The organism is Salinisphaera sp. SPP-AMP-43 (assembly GCF_049568105.1).
Classification (GTDB): domain Bacteria; phylum Pseudomonadota; class Gammaproteobacteria; order Nevskiales; family Salinisphaeraceae; genus Salinisphaera.
Genome location: NZ_CP145335.1, coordinates 4,161,938 through 4,181,347 on the forward strand (window position 1 = coordinate 4,161,938; position 19,410 = coordinate 4,181,347).

Consider the following 19,410-nt stretch of genomic DNA (forward strand, 5'->3'; position numbering starts at 1 on the left):
GCAAGCTGTGTAATGAAACGCCCTCGCTACGGCGAACTCTCGAAACCGATATCGAGCGCCGTAGCACTTAAAAAAGCCGGATCGCCGAGCGGCACCCGAATGCGTCGCTCGGGCAGAAAAGCCCCCGAAGCCCGCCAAAGCGGGCGGAGCCCGTCGGAGACCATCAGCGTGCCGCGGACCGGCTCGACAACGCGTAGTTGCAACTCAGCCAGCCCCGAGTGCGTGCTGGGTACCAGCCGCTGCGGCACGCAATACTTCAACGGCGACTGGACATGGATCGGGATGACCTCGCTCGCAGCCGGCAAGTCGCATGCCAGATCGGCCGCGATACAGCCCGCTATCGCCCGGCCTTCGCGCCAGGACCAGCCGGCCGTCTCGATCGGGCGCAGTACGTTGCCTGCGGCGTAATAGGCCGGATCGCTACAGCGCCCATATTGATCGACGACCGGCCCCGAACTGCCGGCATCGACGCTCAGATGCGGCGCTAGCCGAGCCAAACTCGATTCACTGGTAAAACGCCCGGTCAGCAGAACGCCGTCGCAGGCGATCGTCGACCGTGCGCCGTCGGGGCCCGCCAGCTGTACGCCCTCGACGCGCTCGCGGCCATAAATCGCGGCCAGTTCTGTATTCAGGTGCAGCGGAATGCCGCACAGGCGGGGAAATAGAGTCAACGGCCAGCGCGCGGTCGGGCGCGGATTCGGCTCGACCACCGCGACCGGGCGTATACCGGCCCGTCGGCAACTCATCACTGCCGACAGACTCACCAGCTCGGTGCCGACGATCAGCGGCGCCTCGAATGGCTTGAAATGTTCCAGATACAACGCAGACTGCAGGGTCGCGGTATTGATGACGCCGACCGGCCGGTCGCCGGAAATCAGCCGCGCCGAGCGCGGTGTCTCGCGCGCCCCGGTGGTCAGCAGCACGCGTTTGGCGACCACCCGTAGCATGCCGTCCGGCGTGGCCAGATCGAGCGCCCCGCCGGGATGTAGAGCGACGACCGTGTGTCGGGTCCGGATATCCACACCGGCGGCTTCGGCCGCCGCGACGTTGCGCTGTGCATAGCGCGGTCCGGTCATCAGCCGGCCATATTCGCGCACACCGTAGGGCGGGTGCGCGCAATGGCGCGGAATGCCACCGGCCTCGGGCTCGCGTTCAAACACGAGTACGCGGTTGACCCCGGCCTGGCGTAGTGCCGTGGCCGCCGATAGCCCCGCTGGCCCGCTACCGACCACCGCGACATCGCAGTGGATTTCAGTGTTCATGGGCCGCCCCCGTGGCCAGCGGCGTCGCTAGTGCATCCCCGGCGATCCGGTTCAGATGGGCCGCGCAATAAAACCCCTGACAACGTCCCATACAGGCCCGGGTCCGTCGTTTCAGCCCACCGATATCGCCCGGCGGCAGGGTCGAGGCCAGCGCGGCTTCGATCTCGCGCCGGGTGACCAGTTCGCAGTGACAGACGATTTCGTCGTAGCCGGCTGCCTGCCAATCGCGCGGTCGGTGTTCGGCGATATTCGGCAGCCACGGCGTGGCCGGCGCGGCCAGCGGCGAATGCTGGCGGCGCTGTCGATACAGTGCATAGGCATGCGCTGCGATACCGAGCGCAGCCGTCAGGCCGGTCGAGCGCACCCCGCCTAGGGTCAGCCAGCCCCGCTCCGGCTCGTGGCGAATCCGATAATCCTTCTCCTCGGTCGCCGGGCGCAGGCCGGCATAGGTCGCGGTCACCGGCATCTCGGCCAGAGCCGGCAGGCGTTCGGCGGCCGCCGCGATCAGATCGGCCAGCGTCTGCTGGTCGACCCGGGCATGCTCGCGGTCGTCCTGTTCCTCGGCGGTCGGGCCGACCAGAACATTGCCATAGGCGGTACGGGTGACCACCACGCCCTTGGTGCGCGGCTGGGGCACCGGCAGCAGGATATGATCGATCAACGCTGCCGCTGCCTTGTCGAAGACCACGAACTGGCCCTTGCGCGGCCGGATCGCCATCTGGCTCTCGCCCAGCAGACGCTCCTCGACGACATCGCCGTACAGCCCGGCACAGTTGATCACCTGGGCAGCCGCCGTCGGGCCACGGCTGGTGTGCAGCTGCCAGAGTGCCCCGTCGTAGTCGCCGCCAAGCACTTCGCAATGCCGCCATACCTCGGCCCCGTTGGCCATGGCCTGGGTGAGATAGGCCAGCGGCGCCGACCAGGGATCGATCACGTGCTCGTCGGGCACCAGCACGCCGGCCCGTACTGCCGGATTCAACTGCGGCTCGCGGGCCAGCACATCGGCGCGATCGATACGCCGGACGTTGTCGACCCCATTGGCATGCGCCCGGGCCACGATCGCATCGAGCTCGGCGTCGTCCTGTTCGTTCCAGGCCGCTACGATCGCACCGGTGGCGAGCAGCGGCAGATTCAGCGATTCGTGGATGGCTCGGTATTCGGCATAGCCGGCCTGCATACAGGCCAGTTCCAGGCTGTCTTCTGGCGCATCGAAGCCGGTATGCAGAATCGCGCTGTTGCCCTTGCTGGCTCCAGAGAGGATGTCCCGGCCTTTTTCGAGCAACAGCACCCGGGCGCCTTCGAGGGTAAACCGCCGGGCAACGGCACAGCCCACCACGCCGCCGCCGATCACGGCGACGTCATAGCTGTCCTGGCTCGAAGCGCTCTTTGAATCCACAGATAACGGTCAATTTATTTGGCAATGATGACCGTTATTCCATAATTCGGTGACCGAGTAAAGGCAAAAGCCACAAAATTCCGGCTCAGCTTGGCAGTTCAGGCGCTGCTATCGCGCACCACAGGCGGCTGCCGTCCTGGACGTCCACTGACGAACCGAGGCTATGCGGCTGGAATGGCTGGGGGCGAAGCGGTGCCCGATCGGCGCCGATGCTGGCGGCCGAGCCCGGGGCGACTAGTCTGGCGCGGCGATATGCAGCGCGACCCCGGCTTCCTGGAGGGCTTCACGCAGCTCGGCCTCGGGCAGCGCATCGACCACCAGTCGGTCGATCCGCGCCAGCGGGATCACCTTGAACAGGGCGCGCCGGCCGAGTTTGCTGGCATCGGCCAATACCGTCACGGTATCGGCTTGGGCGATCATGGCCCGTGCCACGTCGGCCTCGGCCAGCGAAAAATCCATGACGCCACCGGCATCCAGGGCCCCGGCGGTGATCACCACATGGGCCGCGTTAAAGCGTGCGATCTGTTCCTGGGCGAAGGTGCCCACCGCTTCCTGGGCGTCCGGCTCATACTCGCCGCCGATCAGAAACACGCGATTCTCGGATTCGCCAAGCGTCTGGGCGATCCGTACACAGTTGCTGATCACGGTCAGACCGCGCTGGCCCGCTAGCGCCCGGGCAAACAACAGTGTGGTGGTGCCGGTATCCACGAACAGACTGTCGCCAGAGACGAACAGAGCGGCGGCCAGCTCGGCCACGGCGGTCTTGGCCTCGACCCGTTCGTACATCCGGGTCGCGAAGGCGTTTTCATAAGCCGGATTGCCGGGCATGGCCGCGCCGCCATGGAATTTCTCGACCAGACCTTCATTCGCCAGCCCGCTCAGATCGCGCCGAATCGTCTCGGCCGAGGCCCCCGTCTGTTCGGCCAGCCAGGTTACGCTCACGCGGCGCTTGACGCGTAGCCATTCAAGGATGCGCTGGCGTCGGTCGAGGGCATTCATCGGTAGCGAATTGTGGGTCGCGAGCTGAGGCGCGCAGTGTAGCCCGAGGCGCGCCAGAAAGAGGTAGCCTTCAAGCCGACAGCTCGGCTTCGGCTGCAGCGGTGATCGCATCCAATCGTTCGCCCAGCGTGCTGGCCAGCGCATCCGGGATATCGCCGCGCTCACAGGCCAGTGGCTCGCCGATCACCACCACTACCCGCGCGAACGGCTTGGGGATGAGCATCCGGTCCCAGGATTTGAGCTGCCAGTAGCGATCGGCGGCGAAGCTGATCGGCAGCATCGGCGCCTTGGTCATCTGGGCGAGCATCGGCGTGCCCGGTTTGGCTGTGCGGGCCGGGCCATGCGGACCGTCGACCGCGATGATCGGCGAAACGCCGGCTTTGAGAGTGGTGTACATATCGCGAAAGGCGCGCGCGCCGGTGCGATTGGCCGAGCCGCGCAGGATCGTCGCGCCGAGCCCGCCGATGACCGCTGCGATCAACTCGCCGTCGCGCGAGGGCGAGACCAGAAACCCTGGCTGCAGACCGCGCGCCCGCGCGCCGAGCAGACAGCCCACCGTGTGCACCAATCGTTGGTGCCAACAGCACAGCAACGCCGAGCGCTGGTCGTCGACTAGGGTCTGCAGATGTGCTTCGCCGCGCACCGCGACCACGCGACAGCTCGCCAACAGCGCCCGAGCGAGTCCGCGCAACAACGGCGCGGCGAGCGCAATGAACAGTCGCTGGCGTCGGGACAGCGGCGTGCGGCCGGTTTTTTGCTGATGCTCGCGCGATTGGCTCATGAACCCGGTTCGCCCACCCTGCTCTACAAAACGTATGTCGTTAAACTGGCGAGACTTGTCGCACAGGCGCTGCATGTCGCAACGTCTTTGTTTTCGTCCCACAGCCTAACCGATCGGCCGCTGCTGCGAGCCTGACCGATCGGCCCGAAAGAGCGACGCGATGTCCGCAATCGAGCAACTCTACGGCCGCGCGCCCGCGCTGCTGACCGATCTCTATCAACTCACGATGGCCTATGCCCACTGGTATAACGGGACTGGGGCCCGCGAGTCGGTCTTTCATCTGTTCTTCAGGCAGGCGCCTTACGACAACGGCTTCGCCCTGGCCGGCGGGGTCGAGACCGCGATCGACTACATCACCGAAATCCGCTTCACCGAGGAAGACGTCGCCTATTTGGCCACGCTCAAGGACAATGCCGGCAAGCCGATGTTTGCCGAAGGTTTTCTCGACTATCTACGCGATTTTTCATTCACCGGCGAGGTCGATGCCGTACCCGAGGGCACGGCGGTATTCCCGCACCAGCCGATGCTACGGGTCCGCGGGCCAATCCTGGAAGCCCAACTGCTCGAAACCGCCCTGCTCAATCTGATGAACTTCCCGACCCTGGTCGCGACCAAGGCCGCGCGCATCGTGCACGCCGCCGGCGGCGACCCGGTGCTCGATTTCGGCCTCCGCAAGGCCCAGGGCATCGACGGCGGCGTCTCGGCTGCCCGGGCCGCCTATATCGGCGGCTGTGCAGGCACCTCGAACGTGCTCGCTGGTCAGTTGTTCGGCGTACCGGTATCCGGCACCCATGCGCACGGCTGGGTGATGGCCTTTGACCATGAAATCGATGCCTTCGATGCCTATGCCGCTGCGCTCCCCAACAACTGCGTGTTCCTGGTCGATACCTACAACAGCATCGAGGGTATCGAGAACGCGATCCGGGCCGGCAACAAGCTGCGTGAGCACGGTTATGAAATGGCCGGCATCCGGCTGGATTCGGGCGATCTGGCCCAGCTGTCGCGACGCGCCCGGCGCCGGCTGGATGCCGCCGGCTTCCCCGATGCCAAGATCGCGGCCAGCTCCAGCCTCGACGAACGCGTCATCGCCGATCTGAAATCGCGCGGCGCGCCAATCGTGCTCTGGGGCGTAGGCACCCGGCTGACCACGGCCCAGCCCGATGCCGCCTTGGACGGCGTCTACAAGCTGGGCGCGATCCGCGAGGATTCCGGGCGCTGGTCGTATCGCATGAAGATGAGCGACACCCCCGGCAAGCTAACCCGGCCGGGCGTACAACAGGTCCGACGCTTTCTCGACCACGCCGGCGACCCGATCGCCGACCTGCTGTTCGACGAAGCCGCCTGGGCGACCGCCTGGGCCGGGGGCGTGGCCGAGTACGAGCATCGCTTCGAGGCCGAAGCCCCGCATACCGATCTGCTGCGCCCGGCCGTGCGCGAAGGCACACGGGTCGCGCCTTCGCCGGAACTTACCGAGATCCGCGACTACGCAATGGCCCAGTTCGCCTATTTCACCGACCGGCCGAACTATCCGGCCCTGATCGATCATTATCTGGACGAGTCGACCGATGCGCTGCGCGACTGGCTGGCCCAGCGGCATCTGGATGGCAACGGCAAGCAATAAAGTCGATTGAAATATCAGGCGAGCGCCGTGATGGCCTTGGCCTATCGGAGCCGACCAGGCACGAATCTCGATCGCGGCGTGGCACGCACCGATCGGGCCATACCACAGGCACGATGGACGCCAATCCGAATAAGCCAGCACCGGGATGCGATCATCCAGCGTTCTGGCGATGCCGTATGACAGCCCGGCATCATGTTTGGTCGGGCCACGCTACAGTGCCTGGCGCAGCCCCGCACGGAGCCTTTACAGACCGTGGTGCGGCAGCAACGCGGCCGGAATGCCCTTGGCCTGGCAGGATCGGCCTGCCAGGACCGGCGTGCTTGGGCGTTCGTCTCGTGCTGCAGCCGGCGGGCCAAGATTCATGCTCCGGCCTGGCCGCCAATCTGCACCGGCAACCTACAGGCCGTCGATACAGCCGCTCAGCCGCGCGGCAATGCATTCGGCTCGCTTAGTTGAGCCGGCTCGGCTGGCTTTGCCGTTGGGGCACAGCCGGCACGACTCGGCCGAACGTCCTCTTGGCCTGAGCGACCATTCCGCCGTCGCGATACGGCACGTCCTCGACATCGCCCCGGCCGTACCGGCAGGCTCGTCATGTAGAGAACGGTGTGCCGTTCTTCTATCCTGCTTGTTAGGCCAATGCATTAGCAGAATACGCTTATGTCGGACGTTCTATTGCTCGTTGATATCCAGAACGATTTCCTGCCGGGCGGCGCGCTGGCGGTGCCGGAAGGCGATACTGTGGTGCCGATCGCCAACCGCTTGATCCCGGCCTTCGATACCGTGATCGCCAGCCAGGATTGGCATCCGGCTAACCATCTGTCGTTTGCCGAACAACACCCCGGCCATCAGGCTTTCGAAGTCACCGAAGTCGACGGCGTGGAACAGATTCTGTGGCCGGTGCACTGCGTACAGAACAGCGCCGGTGCGAGCTTTGCCTCGGGGCTGGATATTGCCGGCATCGACCACGTGGTACGCAAGGGCGAGGATCGCCGGATCGACAGCTACTCGGCCTTCTACGACAACGGCCATCGCAAGGCCACCGGCCTGGCCGAGACTTTGCGCGATCTCGATGCCGGGCGCCTGTTCGTCATGGGCCTGGCTGCGGACGTATGCGTGAAATACACGGTATTGGATGCGCTGGCCGAAGGCTTTGCCACCACGCTGATCGTCGATGGCGTACGTGGTGTGGATATGACGCCAGGCGATACCGAGACCGCGATCGAGACCATGCAGGCAGCCGGTGCGGCCTGCCTGACCAGCGAGGCCCTGCTCGACAGCGGCCGCTGACTGATGCTTGGCGGCGGCCACTCGTTGGGCGCGGCGGACCGGACAAAAACAAGGCCTCGGGCTGCCCCCGACCAAAATCGTGTTTTCCAACGCGCCCGGCCTTGATAGATTGCAGCACGATCTATCTACCCATCCGGGGTTTGCCATGAGTGCCCTTGCCAAGGATCTGGCCGTGTCCGCGCGTCTGGCCGAAGAAATGCGCACACCGTTTCCGAATTCCACCAAGGTGTATGTGACCGGCTCCAGGCCCGATATCCGGGTGCCGATGCGCGAGGTGTCGCAGTCCAATACGCCGGCCACCTTCGGCGTAGAAAAAAACCCGCCGATCACGATCTACGACTGCTCCGGGCCATATACCGATCCCGAGGCCACGATCGATTTGACTACCGGCCTGCCGGCGTTGCGCGCTGCCTGGATCGCCGAACGCGCCGATACCGAGCAGCTCACCGGCCTGTCCTCGGAATACGGCCGCGCCCGGGAGGCCGATAACGCCACCGGGCATCTGCGTTTTCCGAATACGCCCAAGCCACGGCGCGCCAAGACCGGGGCCAATATTTCGCAGATGCACTATGCCCGGGCCGGTATCGTCACCCCCGAGATGGAATACGTCGCCATTCGCGAAAACGCGAAGATCGACGAAATCCGCGATTCGCGGCTGCTTCGCCGGCATCCCGGCGAAGGCTACGGCGCAAATATCCCGGACTATGTCACGCCCGAGTTCGTGCGCGACGAGATCGCAGCCGGGCGCGCGATCATCCCCAACAACGTCAACCATCCGGAATCCGAACCGATGATCATCGGCCGCAATTTCCGGGTGAAGATCAACGCCAATATGGGCACCTCGGCGGTCACCTCCTCGATCGCCGAGGAAGTCGAGAAAATGGTCTGGGCGGCCCGCTGGGGCGGCGATACGATCATGGATCTATCCACCGGCAAGCATATCCACGAAACCCGCGAATGGATCATTCGCAATGCACCGGTACCGGTCGGTACCGTCCCGATCTATCAGGCGCTGGAAAAAGTCGACGGCAAGGCCGAAGAGCTGACCTGGGAGATGTTCCGGGACACGCTGATCGAACAAGCCGAGCAGGGCGTGGATTACTTCACCATCCATGCCGGCGTACGCCTACCGTTCGTGCCGATGACGGTCAACCGCGTGACCGGGATCGTCTCCCGCGGCGGCTCGATCATGGCCAAGTGGTGCCTGGCCCATCACCAAGAGTCGTTCCTCTACGACAACTTCTCCGAGATCTGCGAGATCATGAAGGCCTACGATGTGGCCTTCTCGCTCGGCGATGGCCTACGGCCCGGCGCGATTGCTGACGCCAACGACGAAGCCCAGATGGCGGAGTTGAAGACGCTAGGAGAACTCACGAAGATCGCCTGGGAACACGATGTCCAGGTGATGATCGAAGGCCCGGGCCATGTACCGATGCAGCGCATCAAGGAGAACATGGACGCCGAACTGGAAGATTGCCACGAAGCGCCCTTCTATACACTGGGCCCGCTGACCACCGACATCGGCCCTGGCTACGATCACATCACCTCGGCGATCGGCGCGGCTCAGATCGGCTGGTATGGCACCGCCATGCTCTGCTATGTCACGCCCAAGGAGCATCTCGGTCTGCCAGACAAGGACGACGTCCGCGAAGGCATCGTCACCTACAAGATCGCCGCCCACGCCGCCGATCTCGCCAAGGGCCATCCGGGCGCCCAGATCCGTGACAACGCCTTGTCCAAGGCGCGCTTCGAGTTCCGCTGGGAAGACCAGTTCAACCTCGGCCTGGACCCGATGAAAGCCCAGGGCTTTCACGACGAAACCCTGCCCAAGGACAGCGCCAAGGTCGCCCATTTCTGTAGTATGTGCGGGCCCAAGTTCTGCTCCATGCGTATTTCCCAGGAAGTAAGGGAATTCGCCCACGAGCGCGGCATTCATTCGGCTGACGACGCGATCGAGGCCGGGCTTGAACAAAAAGCCGAGGAATTCCGTGCCGGCGGCCATGAACTGTACCGCTAACCCTGCAACGGAGAACTCGATGTTTGCTACTCGCATCGCAGCCACGGCCGCACTGACCCTGTTGGTTGCCGCACCCGCCCTGGCCTACGACAGCCACGACTTCACGACCACCGCGAGCACGGCCGGCACTACGGCCTATATCGTCGGTGAACACAACAAGGACGATTTCGAGGCCGCCCACGACTTCGCCCACAACCAGCAGTTTGCCTTGCAGCGCGAAGCCGCCGCCGGCGGCGGCGAACACGTCGCGGCCCTGGCCGAACTGCTGGGCACCGATGACGACCGGGCCTTCGGCCGCTGGATGCAGTCGCATTACGGTGCGCTCTATCCCGATCAGCCGGCCCAGGCCAATCTGGTCGACCGCATCGTCTCGCTACAGCGCGGCTGATCCGCTATGGCCACTGGCTACTTCTCTTGCCTCGAGCGCTGTCAGGCACACGACATGGGCGACCACCATCCGGAATCGCCCGATCGGCTGCCAGCGATCGAGCAGGGCCTGGAAGTGGTCGGCATTCAGGATAAGCTGGACCGGCGGGCGGCCCCAGCCGCACCGCTGGATGCCATCCGCCGCGTGCACGACGAACTCTATGTCGACGAGTTGGTGGCCATGGCGCCGGATACCGGTCGGGTGCCGCTGGATACCGATACCGTGCTCATGCCGCATTCGGTCGCAGCCGCCCGGCATGCCGCGGGCGGCGCGATGGCCGCGGTCGATGCGGTGCTGGCCGGCGAGATCGCCAATGCCTTCTGTGCAGTGCGCCCGCCCGGCCACCACGCCGAACGCGATCGCGCCATGGGCTTTTGTTTTTTCGACAACATCGCGATCGCTGCCGCCCATGCCCTGGCCGAGCACGGCCTGGAGCGCGTCGCGATCCTGGATTTCGATGTCCACCACGGCAACGGCACCGAAGATGTGCTGGCCAACGAGCCGCGTGTCCTATTCTGTTCGAGCTATCAGAACCCGCTGTTTCCCTATACTTCGGATACCAGTATTCCCGGCAAGCTGATCAAGACGCCGCTACGCGCCGGCACCGGCGGGGCGGTCTTCCGGCGTGCGATCGAGCGCGACTGGCTGCCGAGCGTAGATGAGTTCCAGCCCCAGTTGATTCTGGTCTCGGCCGGCTTTGATGCCCATCGCTCGGACCCGCTGGCCGATCTGCTGCTGGAAGCCGAGGATTTCGAGTGGATCACCGAGCGGATCGCCGACGCTGCCGATCGGCATTGCGACGGACGTATCGTCAGCGTGCTGGAAGGCGGCTATGCCCTGGACGCCCTGGCCGCGAGTGCCGCGATCCATATCCAGACGCTGCTACGACGCGGCGAATAGCCTCTCGCCGACGTGGTTCCGGCTCGGCAGGCCATAGCGCCCGGCCCGCCCCTCGGCTATATTCCGCAAACGCTTTTGGCCCCGATCGTTGCGCACCAGAGCACGGCCCGGTCTTGGGGCCGTTGCCGACGCGCCGTATAGTGGCATCGTTTTTTCTGCCCTGCCGCCGACCGATCATGACGCTTTCTACGCTGTCGGTGTTCATTCCGACCTTTTTTCTCGTTTCGCTCACCCCTGGCCTGTGCATGACGCTGTCGTTGAGCCTGGGCATGACGGTCGGGGTACGGCGTACCGCCTGGATGTGGCTCGGCGAGCTGGTCGGGGTGGCCACGGTCGCCGTGGCCTCAGTGGCCGGCGTGGCCACCGTACTGCTGCGCTATCCGGCGGTGTTCACGGTCTTTAAATGGGTCGGCGGTGCCTATCTGATCTGGCTCGGCCTCGAGATGTGGCGCTCGAAAGGCAATCTGGCCATCCCCGAAATCGACGACGATGCCCCGCCGCCGCCGCGGGCCCAGCTCGCCAGCCAGGGGCTGATCACGGCGATCGCCAACCCTAAGGGCTGGGCGTTCTTTATTGCCCTGTTGCCACCGTTCCTGGATTTCGATCAGCCGCTGACGCCGCAGCTGAGCGGGCTGCTGGCCATGATCCTGAGCATGGAACTGGCCTGTCTGCTGCTGTATGCCAGCGGCGGCTCGGCCGCCCGGGCCGCCTTGGCCAAGCGCTCCAATGTCCGCCTGCTCAATCGTATCGCCGGGACGCTGATCATGGGCGTCGGGCTATGGTTGGCACTGGACTAACAGACCATGCCGATGAGGCGCCCGACGCCGATCAGCTTGGGGTCTGCAGATTCTGGCGCCGGCGTTTGGCCTCGTCGTATTTGAGTTCCAGGAACTGCTTGGCATGGCCGGCCAATGGCGCGCTCTCGGTCCAGGTATCGCGCCAGATGGCACAGGCCCGGGCGAGTTTTTCGTCGACCACGGCACTGGAAAAGCTTTCGTAGACCACATCGCCGTCGTAGCCGATGTCCAGCAGCGCATCGAAAATACCTGCGAAGTCGATCACCCCGTCGCCGAGATAGCCGCGATTGTTCTCGCCGACATGGAAATAGCCAAGCCGATCGCCGGCCATACGAATCGCGCCCTCCGGGTTGGTCTCCTCAATGTTCATATGGAAGGTATCCAGATGCAGCTGGACCGAGTCGTCACCTAGCGCATCCAAGAATTTCAACCCCTGAGCGGTGGTGTTGAGCAGATTGGTCTCGAAGCGATTGACGATCTCGAGCACCAGACGGACGCCGCAGTCGCCAGCGGTGCCGGCAGCGTTGCCCACGGCCGCGATGCTGCGCTGCCACTGATCCTCGGTGGGCATGGTCGTGTATTTCTGATGCGCCGAGTAGATGATGCCGCCCAGCGAGACAGCGCCAACGTCGCGCGCTGCCTTGATGGCGACATCGAGCTCACGCCGCCCGTGCGCGGCGACCGCCTCGTCGGCACTCGAGACATCGGCCTCCGGTGCCAGGCCCATGGTCATGGTCAGGCCCAAGCCAAGATCCTGGGCCCGGCGGCCGATCCGGTCGAGGTCGAAATCCTCGGCCCGAAGATTGGCCAGTTCGACCAGTTCATAGCCCTGCTCGGCGGAGCGATCGAGCGCCATCTCCAGGCCTTCTATGGTTTGGCCGGCGGTCCAGACAAAAGAGTGAATACCTAGTCGTCGCATCTCGATTCGCAGTTCGGGGAATGACGAACCAGCATAACCAGCAATAGCCGTTGTCTAACTAAGACATAAGTCAAATAAAACAACATTATTTCTTTTTTTGTGTTGCCTGATGCCTCCAGTCCGCTACGATGCACGACATGAAATACATGCAAACCCACAAATCTCGCCCGATCGGCGGATAGCCGCCGCGCAGCCATCGCACGGCCATCGCCACCGAGCGTGCCGGGCCTGTGTTGGCGACGCTATGTGCCTCGCGGGATTCATCTCGTGCCGCGACTATCCGTCGCCCATCGTCAGGAAGGCCGAGCACGGCGCGACCGAATACGGGGCAAAACATAGCGGATTTGACGATCTGGGGCTGGCCGACGCCTTCAACGTACAGAAAGTATTGTGGCTGGCCGACGCGCTGGGCCTGGACGATCGACATATCACGGCCGGCGGCCGCCACGGCGGACTCGATAGCCCCGCATTTAGGGCCATGAATCCGCACGGCAAGGTGCCGGTACGGGCCGATGGCGAGCAAGCGGTCTGGGAGTCGTATACGATCCTGCGCTATCTGGCCGCCCGAGCCGGGCCGACGCAGCCCTGTCGATCGGCTGGCTCGACTAGGGGCTGGCGGCCTTCCAGCCCGACTTCATGCGCCTGTTCCGGGGGTTTTTATCGACAGCCGCCTGCACAACGCGACCTGACCGCGATCGCAACGGCCCGGACAGCCTGCGAAGCGCGATTCGCGCTGCTCGATCGCGAACTGGCGACGCGCTTCTAGCCGGACGGCGAAGCGTTCTCGCTGGCCGATATGCCGATCGGCACAGCCCTGTATTGCTATGTCGAGATAGCGCCGGCGTGCATCTATCGCCGGCGGTAGCGCGCAGGCACCAGTGGTTGACTCGGCGAGGCCCGTACCGCCAGCGCATCATGACCGATTTCAGCGATCTGGCCGGCCGCGCCGACTATTGATCGGCCAATTCGCCTCGTACCCGATCCAGGCCCTGGCACAGCTCGGCCGCGCCGTCGGCCAGACGCACGCTCGGGCGGCTGATCAGATCCGAGGGCACGGTCACGAAATGGTCGTCGGCCACGGCCGGAATCGTCGACCAGCGCTGCCAGTAATCACGCCAATCGGGGCGGGTCTCGGCCACGCCCGAGGCCACGATCGCCTGCGGCCTACGGGCGACCACCGATTCGATGCCGATCTTGGGCGCCAGCGTGGGGGCATCGGCAAAGACATTGCGTCCGCCGCATAGCTGGATGACCGCGCCGGTCATGCCCTGGCTGGACAAGGTGCGCAGCGGATCCGACCAGACTTCCCAGAACACCCGTACCGGCGACCGGCCGGCATAATGTTGCCGCAGAGTCTCGATCCGGGCTTCGAAAGCCGCCGCGGCTCGCCCGGCCTGGGCTTCGGTGCCCCCTAGCGCGCCGAGGTCGCGAATCGTGCGCGCGATTCCCGACAGCTGGGTCGGATTGTCCACATAGACCGCAATGCCCAGCGCCCGTAGGCGCTTGATCGCATCCGGCGATCCGCCCTCGGACCAAGCCACGACCAGATCCGGCCGACGGGCCACGATCGCTTCCAGACTCAGGCTGTTATAACCGCCGACCCGAGGAATCTCGCGCGCGGCCGGCGGATAGTCCGAATAGCGCACCGCGCCTACGATGCGATCGCCCAGCCCAGCCGAAAACAGGTTTTCCACCAGATGCGGCGTCAACGCCACGATCCGCTTCGCCGGCTGCTCAAGCGCGACGGTATGGCCAGTGAAATCGGTCGCCGAGACCACAGCCCAGGCCGGGCAAGCCACCGCCAACAACAGTCCGGCAGTCAGCCAAGCGGACCGTGTACTACGGCGTATTCTGGCTCCGAAGCCACTCATCGCAGCGTGCTCAACGCCGCCGCCAGCCGATCGCGGCCGGCCTCGTTCGGCAGCCCGAGCCGCAGCCAGTGCTTATTGTCGCCCAGCCTGGTGAGTACGCCTTGCTCGGCCAGCGCGGCATGGCAATCGGGCGCTTCGTGCGCGGCATCAAACCAGACGGTCGCGAACAAGCCGGCGCTGGTGACCGGCCGGCCGCCAAAGGCATCGACCAGCAATGCCCGCAGCCAGGTCTCGGCCTGCCGAATACGACGTTGCTGGCCGGCCTGCCACTCACCATCGGCCAGCGCACGCCTACCGATCCAGCGGGCCGGGTGGGCCACTCCCCAGGGGGCGACCGCAGACCGCAGCGACTCGATCTCGGGGCCTACGCCGATCGCAAAGCCCAGGCGTATGCCCGCCAGGCCGAAAAACTTGCCTACCGAGCGCAGCACGATCGCGTTGTCGGGCAGCGCCTCGATACCCGGATCCGAGAGACAGTCGGCAAATGCCGCATCGACGATCAGCCGTCCGGCACCGAGCCGCTCGCCCACGACGGCCAGGCGATCCAGGGCCGCGGCTTCACCGGTCGGATTATTTGGATAAATCACCACGGCATGATCGATGCGACCGGGCGCGGCGATCAGCGCCTCGATCGAGTCGTAGAACATCAGCTCATGGCCGGCAGCCGACCAGGCCCGGGCGTGCTCGGTATAGCCGATGCCCGGCACCGCGACCCGGGCCGGCGCCAGCAATCTGGGCAGCTCGCGAATCGCGAATTGGCTGCCCGGCAACGCCGTGAGCCGGTCCGGGCTCTGCCCATAGTAAGTGGCCGCTGCTTCGAGCAGGCCATCGTCGGTTTCCGGCAGCCGGGTCCAGACCGTATCCGGTATCGGCGGCACCGGCCATGGCCAGGGTGCGATACCGGTCGAGACATCCAGCCACTCATGCTCAGGGATACCGTAGTGCGCCGCGGCCGCTCGGCGCTGTCCACCGTGGGGGTGTGTCATAAGCCATCTCCGAATACCACCAACAACAGCATCATCAGCAACGCGCGGTCGATCAGCCGTAGCGCACGCTGGATATCACCGGTCTCCGGCGCCCGGCCGCAGCCCAGTTCGGCGCGTTCCCGCCACACCCCGTGATAGCGCGCGCCCCCGCCGAGCGTCACCCCCAGAGCTCCAGCGCCGGCTGCCATCACCGGACCGGCATTGGGGCTGCTATAGGTCCGAGCCTGACGATGCCAGCAGCCGAGCGCCGAACGGCCATTACCGACCAACGCGAATGCGACCGCGGTCAGGCGCGCCGGCAGCCAGTTCAGGGCATCGTCTGCCCGCGCGGCCGCCCAGCCAAAAGCGGCGAAGCGCGGGCTGCGATAACCCCACATTGCATCCAGGGTATTGACGAGCCGGTGCATGACCACCGCAGCAGCAGCCCCCGCGGGCCCAGCGAGCAGCCCGCCGAGGGCAAACCAGAACACCGAGGCGAACAGGGCATCGCTAGCATTTTCGAGCACGGATTCGAGCGTGGCCCGGCGCACGGCCAAGGCGTCCATAGCGCTCGTGTCGCGGCTGACCAAGCAGGCCAAGCGCTGGCGCGCGGCCACCAGATCGCCTTGATTCAGGGGCTGCGCCACCGCCTGCGCATGCTCGATCAGGCTATGACGGCCGATCGCGACCAGCGCCAAGCCACCGGCCAGCACCCAACCGATGCCATACGGCAACGCCGTGATCAGTCCGGCGATGAGTACGACTGGAGCGCCGACCAGCGCGATCAATGCCAGCAGACCTGATAGGCGCTGGCCGCGGTTCAAGCGCCGCTCCGCCTGTTCGGCCAACCCACCGAACGCGACCAGAGGATGGCCGCGGCGCGGCTCGCCGAGCAGCGCATCCGCGACCAAGGCCGCAATCAGCGTGATGCTCAGCCCCAAGGCAGACTCCAAGCCGCGACGATCAGGACTGCGGCCTCGACCAACTCGATCAGGGCGCCGGCTACGTCGCCGGTATAGCCGCCGATGCGCCGCTGCCATAGCGACCGCCAGGCCCAGGTCACGACTGCGACTACCACCAACAGCAACAGCCACAGCCCCGAAGGCACTGCACAGGCACCAACGGCAGCACTACCCAGCACTGCCAGGGCAATCGCCCGGCGCGGACGGGTCGCTGCCTGATCGCGGGCGATGCCGTCGGCGCGCCGATAGGCCGTCGATGCAATCAAGCCCGCGACTGCAGCCCGGGCCAGCAGCGGCACGATCAACAACAAACCGGCTGTCTCGGCGCCTTCCCGTAGCAAGGCCACGAGCGCTGCGAACTTGATCAGCAACAGCAGCACCAGTGCCACCACCGCCGCCGGGCCGGCAGTCGGCTCTTTCATCACCGTCAAAGTGCGCGACGGATCGCCGTGCCCGGCGAACCAGGCATCTACGCAGTCGGCCAGACCATCGAGATGCAGGGCGCCGGTGGCGATCACCCAGACCGCCAGCAGCATAGCCGCATCCAGCAATAGCGGCGCTCCATGCAATACGGCATCTGCCAGCACCAGGAGCATGCCAATGGCCAACCCCACCAGCGGATAGCAGACCACCGAGCGCCCCTGATCGGCCGGCCGGATACGTGCTGGCAGCCAACGACCGACCGGCAGTGTGGTCAGCAGCGCGAACGCCAGGATCAGCGGTGTAGTCCGGCGTGTCATGCCTGGTCGAGGTTGTACCCCATCAACCGGGGCATGGCCGATTCGCCGTCGTGGGTGATGCTGATCTGGGCCCGGCAACCATAGGGCATGCCGAACCGGTTGGTGGCCACCAGCGGCAGATCCAGCACATGCGAGATCAGGTTGCGGATCACGCCGCCGTGGGCCACCAGCAACACATGGCCGCCCCGGTGCTCGGCGACCAGATCGGCCCAAGCCGCGGCGACCCGAGCCCGAATCGAGGTCAGCGGCTCGCCGTTGGGTGGCGTATGGTTTTCCGGGTCGACATACCAAGCCCGGGCCGCCTCGGCCTCGGCCGCCCAGATATCGGCGATCAACACGCCCTCCCAGTCGCCGAAATACATTTCACGAAAACGCTCGTCGACGCCCAGATCGACCCCGCGCGCCTCGGACAATTCGGTCGCGAACTCGCGGCAGCGGCGCATCGGCGAGGTCACGATCGCATCCCAGCCGGCCAGCGGCGCGGTAACCCGGCGCAGCCGCGCCCAGCCTTCGGTCGACAGCGCGACATCGGTCGAGCCGCGAAAGATCGGCCCGCCCTCGCATTCGGCGTGGCGCAGGATATCGACCGTGGTCGTGGTCATATCGAATTCAGGCACTGTGGCTTACTCCGGCATCGGCAAAAGTCGCCATTTTCGCGTGAACCGCGAGCCCGGCGCGAATTACCGGAACCGCGGCCATCGCCCCGCTGCCCTCGCCCAGGCGCATATCGAGATCGAGCAGCGGTACGCCGTCCAGTAAATCGAGCACGCGGGCATGCCCGGCCTCGGCCGATCGATGGCCGAATAAGAGCCATTCCGAGACCCCGGTATTCAGATAGACGGCAACGGCCGCCGCCACGCTGCTGATGAAGCCATCGACCAGTACCGGCACCCCGCGCTGAGCGGCCGCTACGAAGGCCCCGGCCAGCGCCGCGATTTCCAGACCGCCCAGACACTCCAGTGCGGCAAGCGCGGCCGCGGGCCGCTCGACGCCCTGCAAACGCGCGCTATGCCGGGCCAGGCCGGCATCGACTACCGCGCGTTTACGCGCCAGCCCGGCATCGTCGACCCCGGTACCACGGCCGACCGTGGTTGCACCGCCCAGGCCAGTGATGCCGGCGAATACCGCAGCCGCACTGGTGGTATTGGCAATGCCCATCTCGCCGCCGATGAACAGCGACAATTCGGGATCGACCTGCTCGGCCCCGGCCGCGAGCGCGGCCGCCAAAGTGGCGCGATCCATGGCCGGCGCTTCGGTGAAGTCGGCCGTGCCCGGGCCCAGATGACGATTGATCACGCCAGGCACGTCGTCGGTCGGAGCCACCGTACCGAGATTGACGACCGTCATCTCGGCGCCGGCTTCTCGTGCCAGTACGGCGACCGCTGCGCCCCCGGCAGCAAAGTTGGCCACCATCTGGGCGGTCACGCTCTGCGGAAACGCCGAGACCCCCTGGGCCGCGATACCGTGGTCGGCCGCGAACACTGCCAGCCCGACCCGTTCCAGCTTCGGAATAGCCACGCCCTGCCAGGCAGCGAAATCGGTCGCCAACATTTCTAGCCGGCCGAGCGAGCCCGGCGGCTTGGTGAGCTGGTTCTGTCGTTCGATCGCTGCCGCACGGGCTGCTTCGTCCGGTTGGGCGACTTGTTCGAACAGCCAGTCGATATCGGTCATGAGAAATGATTTCCTTTCGGTTGCAGCGATAAACACCGTGCGACACACGCGATCGACGGCGTTCTACGATGAATCGGGGTTGGTTTCGCAGGCCGCCCGGCACCGGCCTGTTCGCCGGGCGATTCGGGCTGCGGCTGCGCGCAACCCCAGGCATGCCCAAACAACACCGGAGGCGCGATTTTTCCGAGCGCGAATCCTCTGCGTTGGCCGCCAATGATTTGAGCCACGGAGCCAGTTGAACTCTGGTTTGGCACTGATATGCGACGCCCTTCTTTTGCTGGTCCCAAAGAAGGCACCCAGCAAATGACACCCGGCACGGCGCCGGTTTCGCCGGCCCACTCCAAGACGAAGCGCCGGCGGAATACGCTCAGAACTCGTATCGCTTTAGCGATGCTCAAACAGACTGGACGCACTGGCGCTATACGCCGGATCCCCGCCGACGCTCCGTCTCTTCGTCGCCGCACTAACGACACGGGAATACAGACAGGACTACCTATGGTTCGGCATTGCCCGGAGACTCGGGCGGCATCGATAGGTTTGTTACAACTCCGGTTTCGACGCACCCGCGCTGTATTCCGGTCCCTTGGGGCGCAGCGCCGAGCAGTGGAGGCCCAAAGCGCCTCAGACCTCCGGATGTCTGCGTCGCGCGCAGCGCGGCGAGTTTCCGGTAGTCCGCATTGGGCCGGAGCCGCGCAGGGCACCGATGCGCAGCATCGGCGCCCGGTAGGGTGTCCTGGCTTCCTTTCATTTGGACAAGCAAACCCAAGGAGGCCGCGCTGTAGCGCGAAACCGGAG

At 65.4% G+C, this 19,410-nt stretch carries 18 protein-coding genes; 7 read left to right on the top strand and 11 right to left on the bottom strand.

The features are described 5' to 3' along the window. Window positions 1–26 precede the first annotated feature (26 nt). From V5738_RS17980 to V5738_RS17995, 4 genes are all read right to left on the bottom strand, one after another. Window positions 27–1,262, bottom strand: a complete 1,236-nt coding sequence (locus tag V5738_RS17980) for an NAD(P)/FAD-dependent oxidoreductase (RefSeq protein WP_423822202.1) — start codon at window positions 1,260–1,262, stop codon at window positions 27–29. Then, window positions 1,252–2,658 carry an NAD(P)/FAD-dependent oxidoreductase gene (locus tag V5738_RS17985; RefSeq protein WP_423822203.1) on the bottom strand — a complete coding sequence of 469 codons (1,407 nt, stop codon included), beginning with the start codon at window positions 2,656–2,658 and terminating at the stop codon, window positions 1,252–1,254. The genes V5738_RS17980 and V5738_RS17985 overlap by 11 nt, the downstream gene beginning before the upstream one ends. Window positions 2,659–2,892: 234 nt before the next feature. Next, window positions 2,893–3,657, bottom strand: coding sequence for a DeoR/GlpR family DNA-binding transcription regulator (locus tag V5738_RS17990; protein ID WP_423822204.1), 765 nt, complete (start codon window positions 3,655–3,657; stop codon window positions 2,893–2,895). A 70-nt stretch (window positions 3,658–3,727) separates the two neighbouring features. Next, window positions 3,728–4,438, bottom strand: a complete 711-nt coding sequence (locus V5738_RS17995; RefSeq protein WP_423822205.1) for a lysophospholipid acyltransferase family protein — start codon at window positions 4,436–4,438, stop codon at window positions 3,728–3,730. A gap of 160 nt (window positions 4,439–4,598) precedes the next feature. Between V5738_RS17995 and V5738_RS18000 the strand changes: the two genes are divergently transcribed. From V5738_RS18000 to V5738_RS18025, 6 genes are all read left to right on the top strand, one after another. After that, window positions 4,599–6,059 carry a nicotinate phosphoribosyltransferase gene (locus V5738_RS18000; RefSeq protein WP_423822206.1) on the top strand — a complete coding sequence of 487 codons (1,461 nt, stop codon included), beginning with the start codon at window positions 4,599–4,601 and terminating at the stop codon, window positions 6,057–6,059. 657 nt (window positions 6,060–6,716) lie between these two features. Continuing rightward, the gene (gene pncA / locus V5738_RS18005; protein ID WP_423822207.1) at window positions 6,717–7,346 is read left to right on the top strand and encodes a bifunctional nicotinamidase/pyrazinamidase; all 630 of its coding nucleotides are present in this window, start codon (window positions 6,717–6,719) and stop codon (window positions 7,344–7,346) included. A 145-nt stretch (window positions 7,347–7,491) separates the two neighbouring features. Further along, on the top strand, window positions 7,492–9,363 hold the full coding sequence (thiC, locus tag V5738_RS18010; RefSeq protein ID WP_423822208.1) for a phosphomethylpyrimidine synthase ThiC: 1,872 nt from the start codon (window positions 7,492–7,494) through the stop codon (window positions 9,361–9,363). Window positions 9,364–9,382: 19 nt separating this feature from the next. Then, window positions 9,383–9,751, top strand: a complete 369-nt coding sequence (locus V5738_RS18015; RefSeq protein ID WP_423822209.1) for a DUF3015 family protein — start codon at window positions 9,383–9,385, stop codon at window positions 9,749–9,751. Between the two features lie 6 nt (window positions 9,752–9,757). Continuing rightward, the gene (locus tag V5738_RS18020) at window positions 9,758–10,690 is read left to right on the top strand and encodes a histone deacetylase family protein (protein ID WP_423822210.1); all 933 of its coding nucleotides are present in this window, start codon (window positions 9,758–9,760) and stop codon (window positions 10,688–10,690) included. 173 nt (window positions 10,691–10,863) lie between these two features. Beyond that, on the top strand, window positions 10,864–11,487 hold the full coding sequence (locus V5738_RS18025; RefSeq protein WP_423824206.1) for a LysE family translocator: 624 nt from the start codon (window positions 10,864–10,866) through the stop codon (window positions 11,485–11,487). Window positions 11,488–11,518: 31 nt separating this feature from the next. Here V5738_RS18025 and V5738_RS18030 read toward each other — a convergent pair whose 3' ends face one another. Beyond that, entirely contained in the window at window positions 11,519–12,406 is an 888-nt protein-coding gene (locus tag V5738_RS18030) for a sugar phosphate isomerase/epimerase family protein (RefSeq protein ID WP_423822211.1), read from the bottom strand. Between the two features lie 244 nt (window positions 12,407–12,650). On the opposite strand from V5738_RS18030, the gene V5738_RS18035 reads away from it, so the two are divergent. Beyond that, window positions 12,651–13,172: a glutathione S-transferase N-terminal domain-containing protein gene (locus tag V5738_RS18035; RefSeq protein WP_423822212.1), complete on the top strand. Its 522-nt coding sequence runs from the start codon at window positions 12,651–12,653 to the stop codon at window positions 13,170–13,172. A gap of 184 nt (window positions 13,173–13,356) precedes the next feature. Here V5738_RS18035 and V5738_RS18040 read toward each other — a convergent pair whose 3' ends face one another. From V5738_RS18040 to cobT, 6 genes are read right to left on the bottom strand one after another with little or no spacing between them, the layout of a single operon-like run. Further along, complete coding sequence (locus V5738_RS18040; protein WP_423822213.1) at window positions 13,357–14,277, bottom strand: cobalamin-binding protein; 921 nt, start codon at window positions 14,275–14,277, stop codon at window positions 13,357–13,359. After that, window positions 14,274–15,263: a threonine-phosphate decarboxylase CobD gene (gene cobD / locus V5738_RS18045; protein WP_423822214.1), complete on the bottom strand. Its 990-nt coding sequence runs from the start codon at window positions 15,261–15,263 to the stop codon at window positions 14,274–14,276. Before cobD ends, V5738_RS18040 begins: the two co-directional genes overlap by 4 nt. Further along, complete coding sequence (gene cbiB / locus V5738_RS18050; protein WP_423822215.1) at window positions 15,260–16,183, bottom strand: adenosylcobinamide-phosphate synthase CbiB; 924 nt, start codon at window positions 16,181–16,183, stop codon at window positions 15,260–15,262. The genes cobD and cbiB overlap by 4 nt, the downstream gene beginning before the upstream one ends. Further along, the gene (locus tag V5738_RS18055; protein WP_423822216.1) at window positions 16,174–16,944 is read right to left on the bottom strand and encodes an adenosylcobinamide-GDP ribazoletransferase; all 771 of its coding nucleotides are present in this window, start codon (window positions 16,942–16,944) and stop codon (window positions 16,174–16,176) included. Before V5738_RS18055 ends, cbiB begins: the two co-directional genes overlap by 10 nt. Then, entirely contained in the window at window positions 16,941–17,561 is a 621-nt protein-coding gene (locus V5738_RS18060) for a histidine phosphatase family protein (protein WP_423822217.1), read from the bottom strand. The genes V5738_RS18055 and V5738_RS18060 overlap by 4 nt, the downstream gene beginning before the upstream one ends. Then, complete coding sequence (gene cobT, locus V5738_RS18065; protein ID WP_423822218.1) at window positions 17,554–18,615, bottom strand: nicotinate-nucleotide--dimethylbenzimidazole phosphoribosyltransferase; 1,062 nt, start codon at window positions 18,613–18,615, stop codon at window positions 17,554–17,556. The genes V5738_RS18060 and cobT overlap by 8 nt, the downstream gene beginning before the upstream one ends. Window positions 18,616–19,410 lie beyond the last annotated feature (795 nt).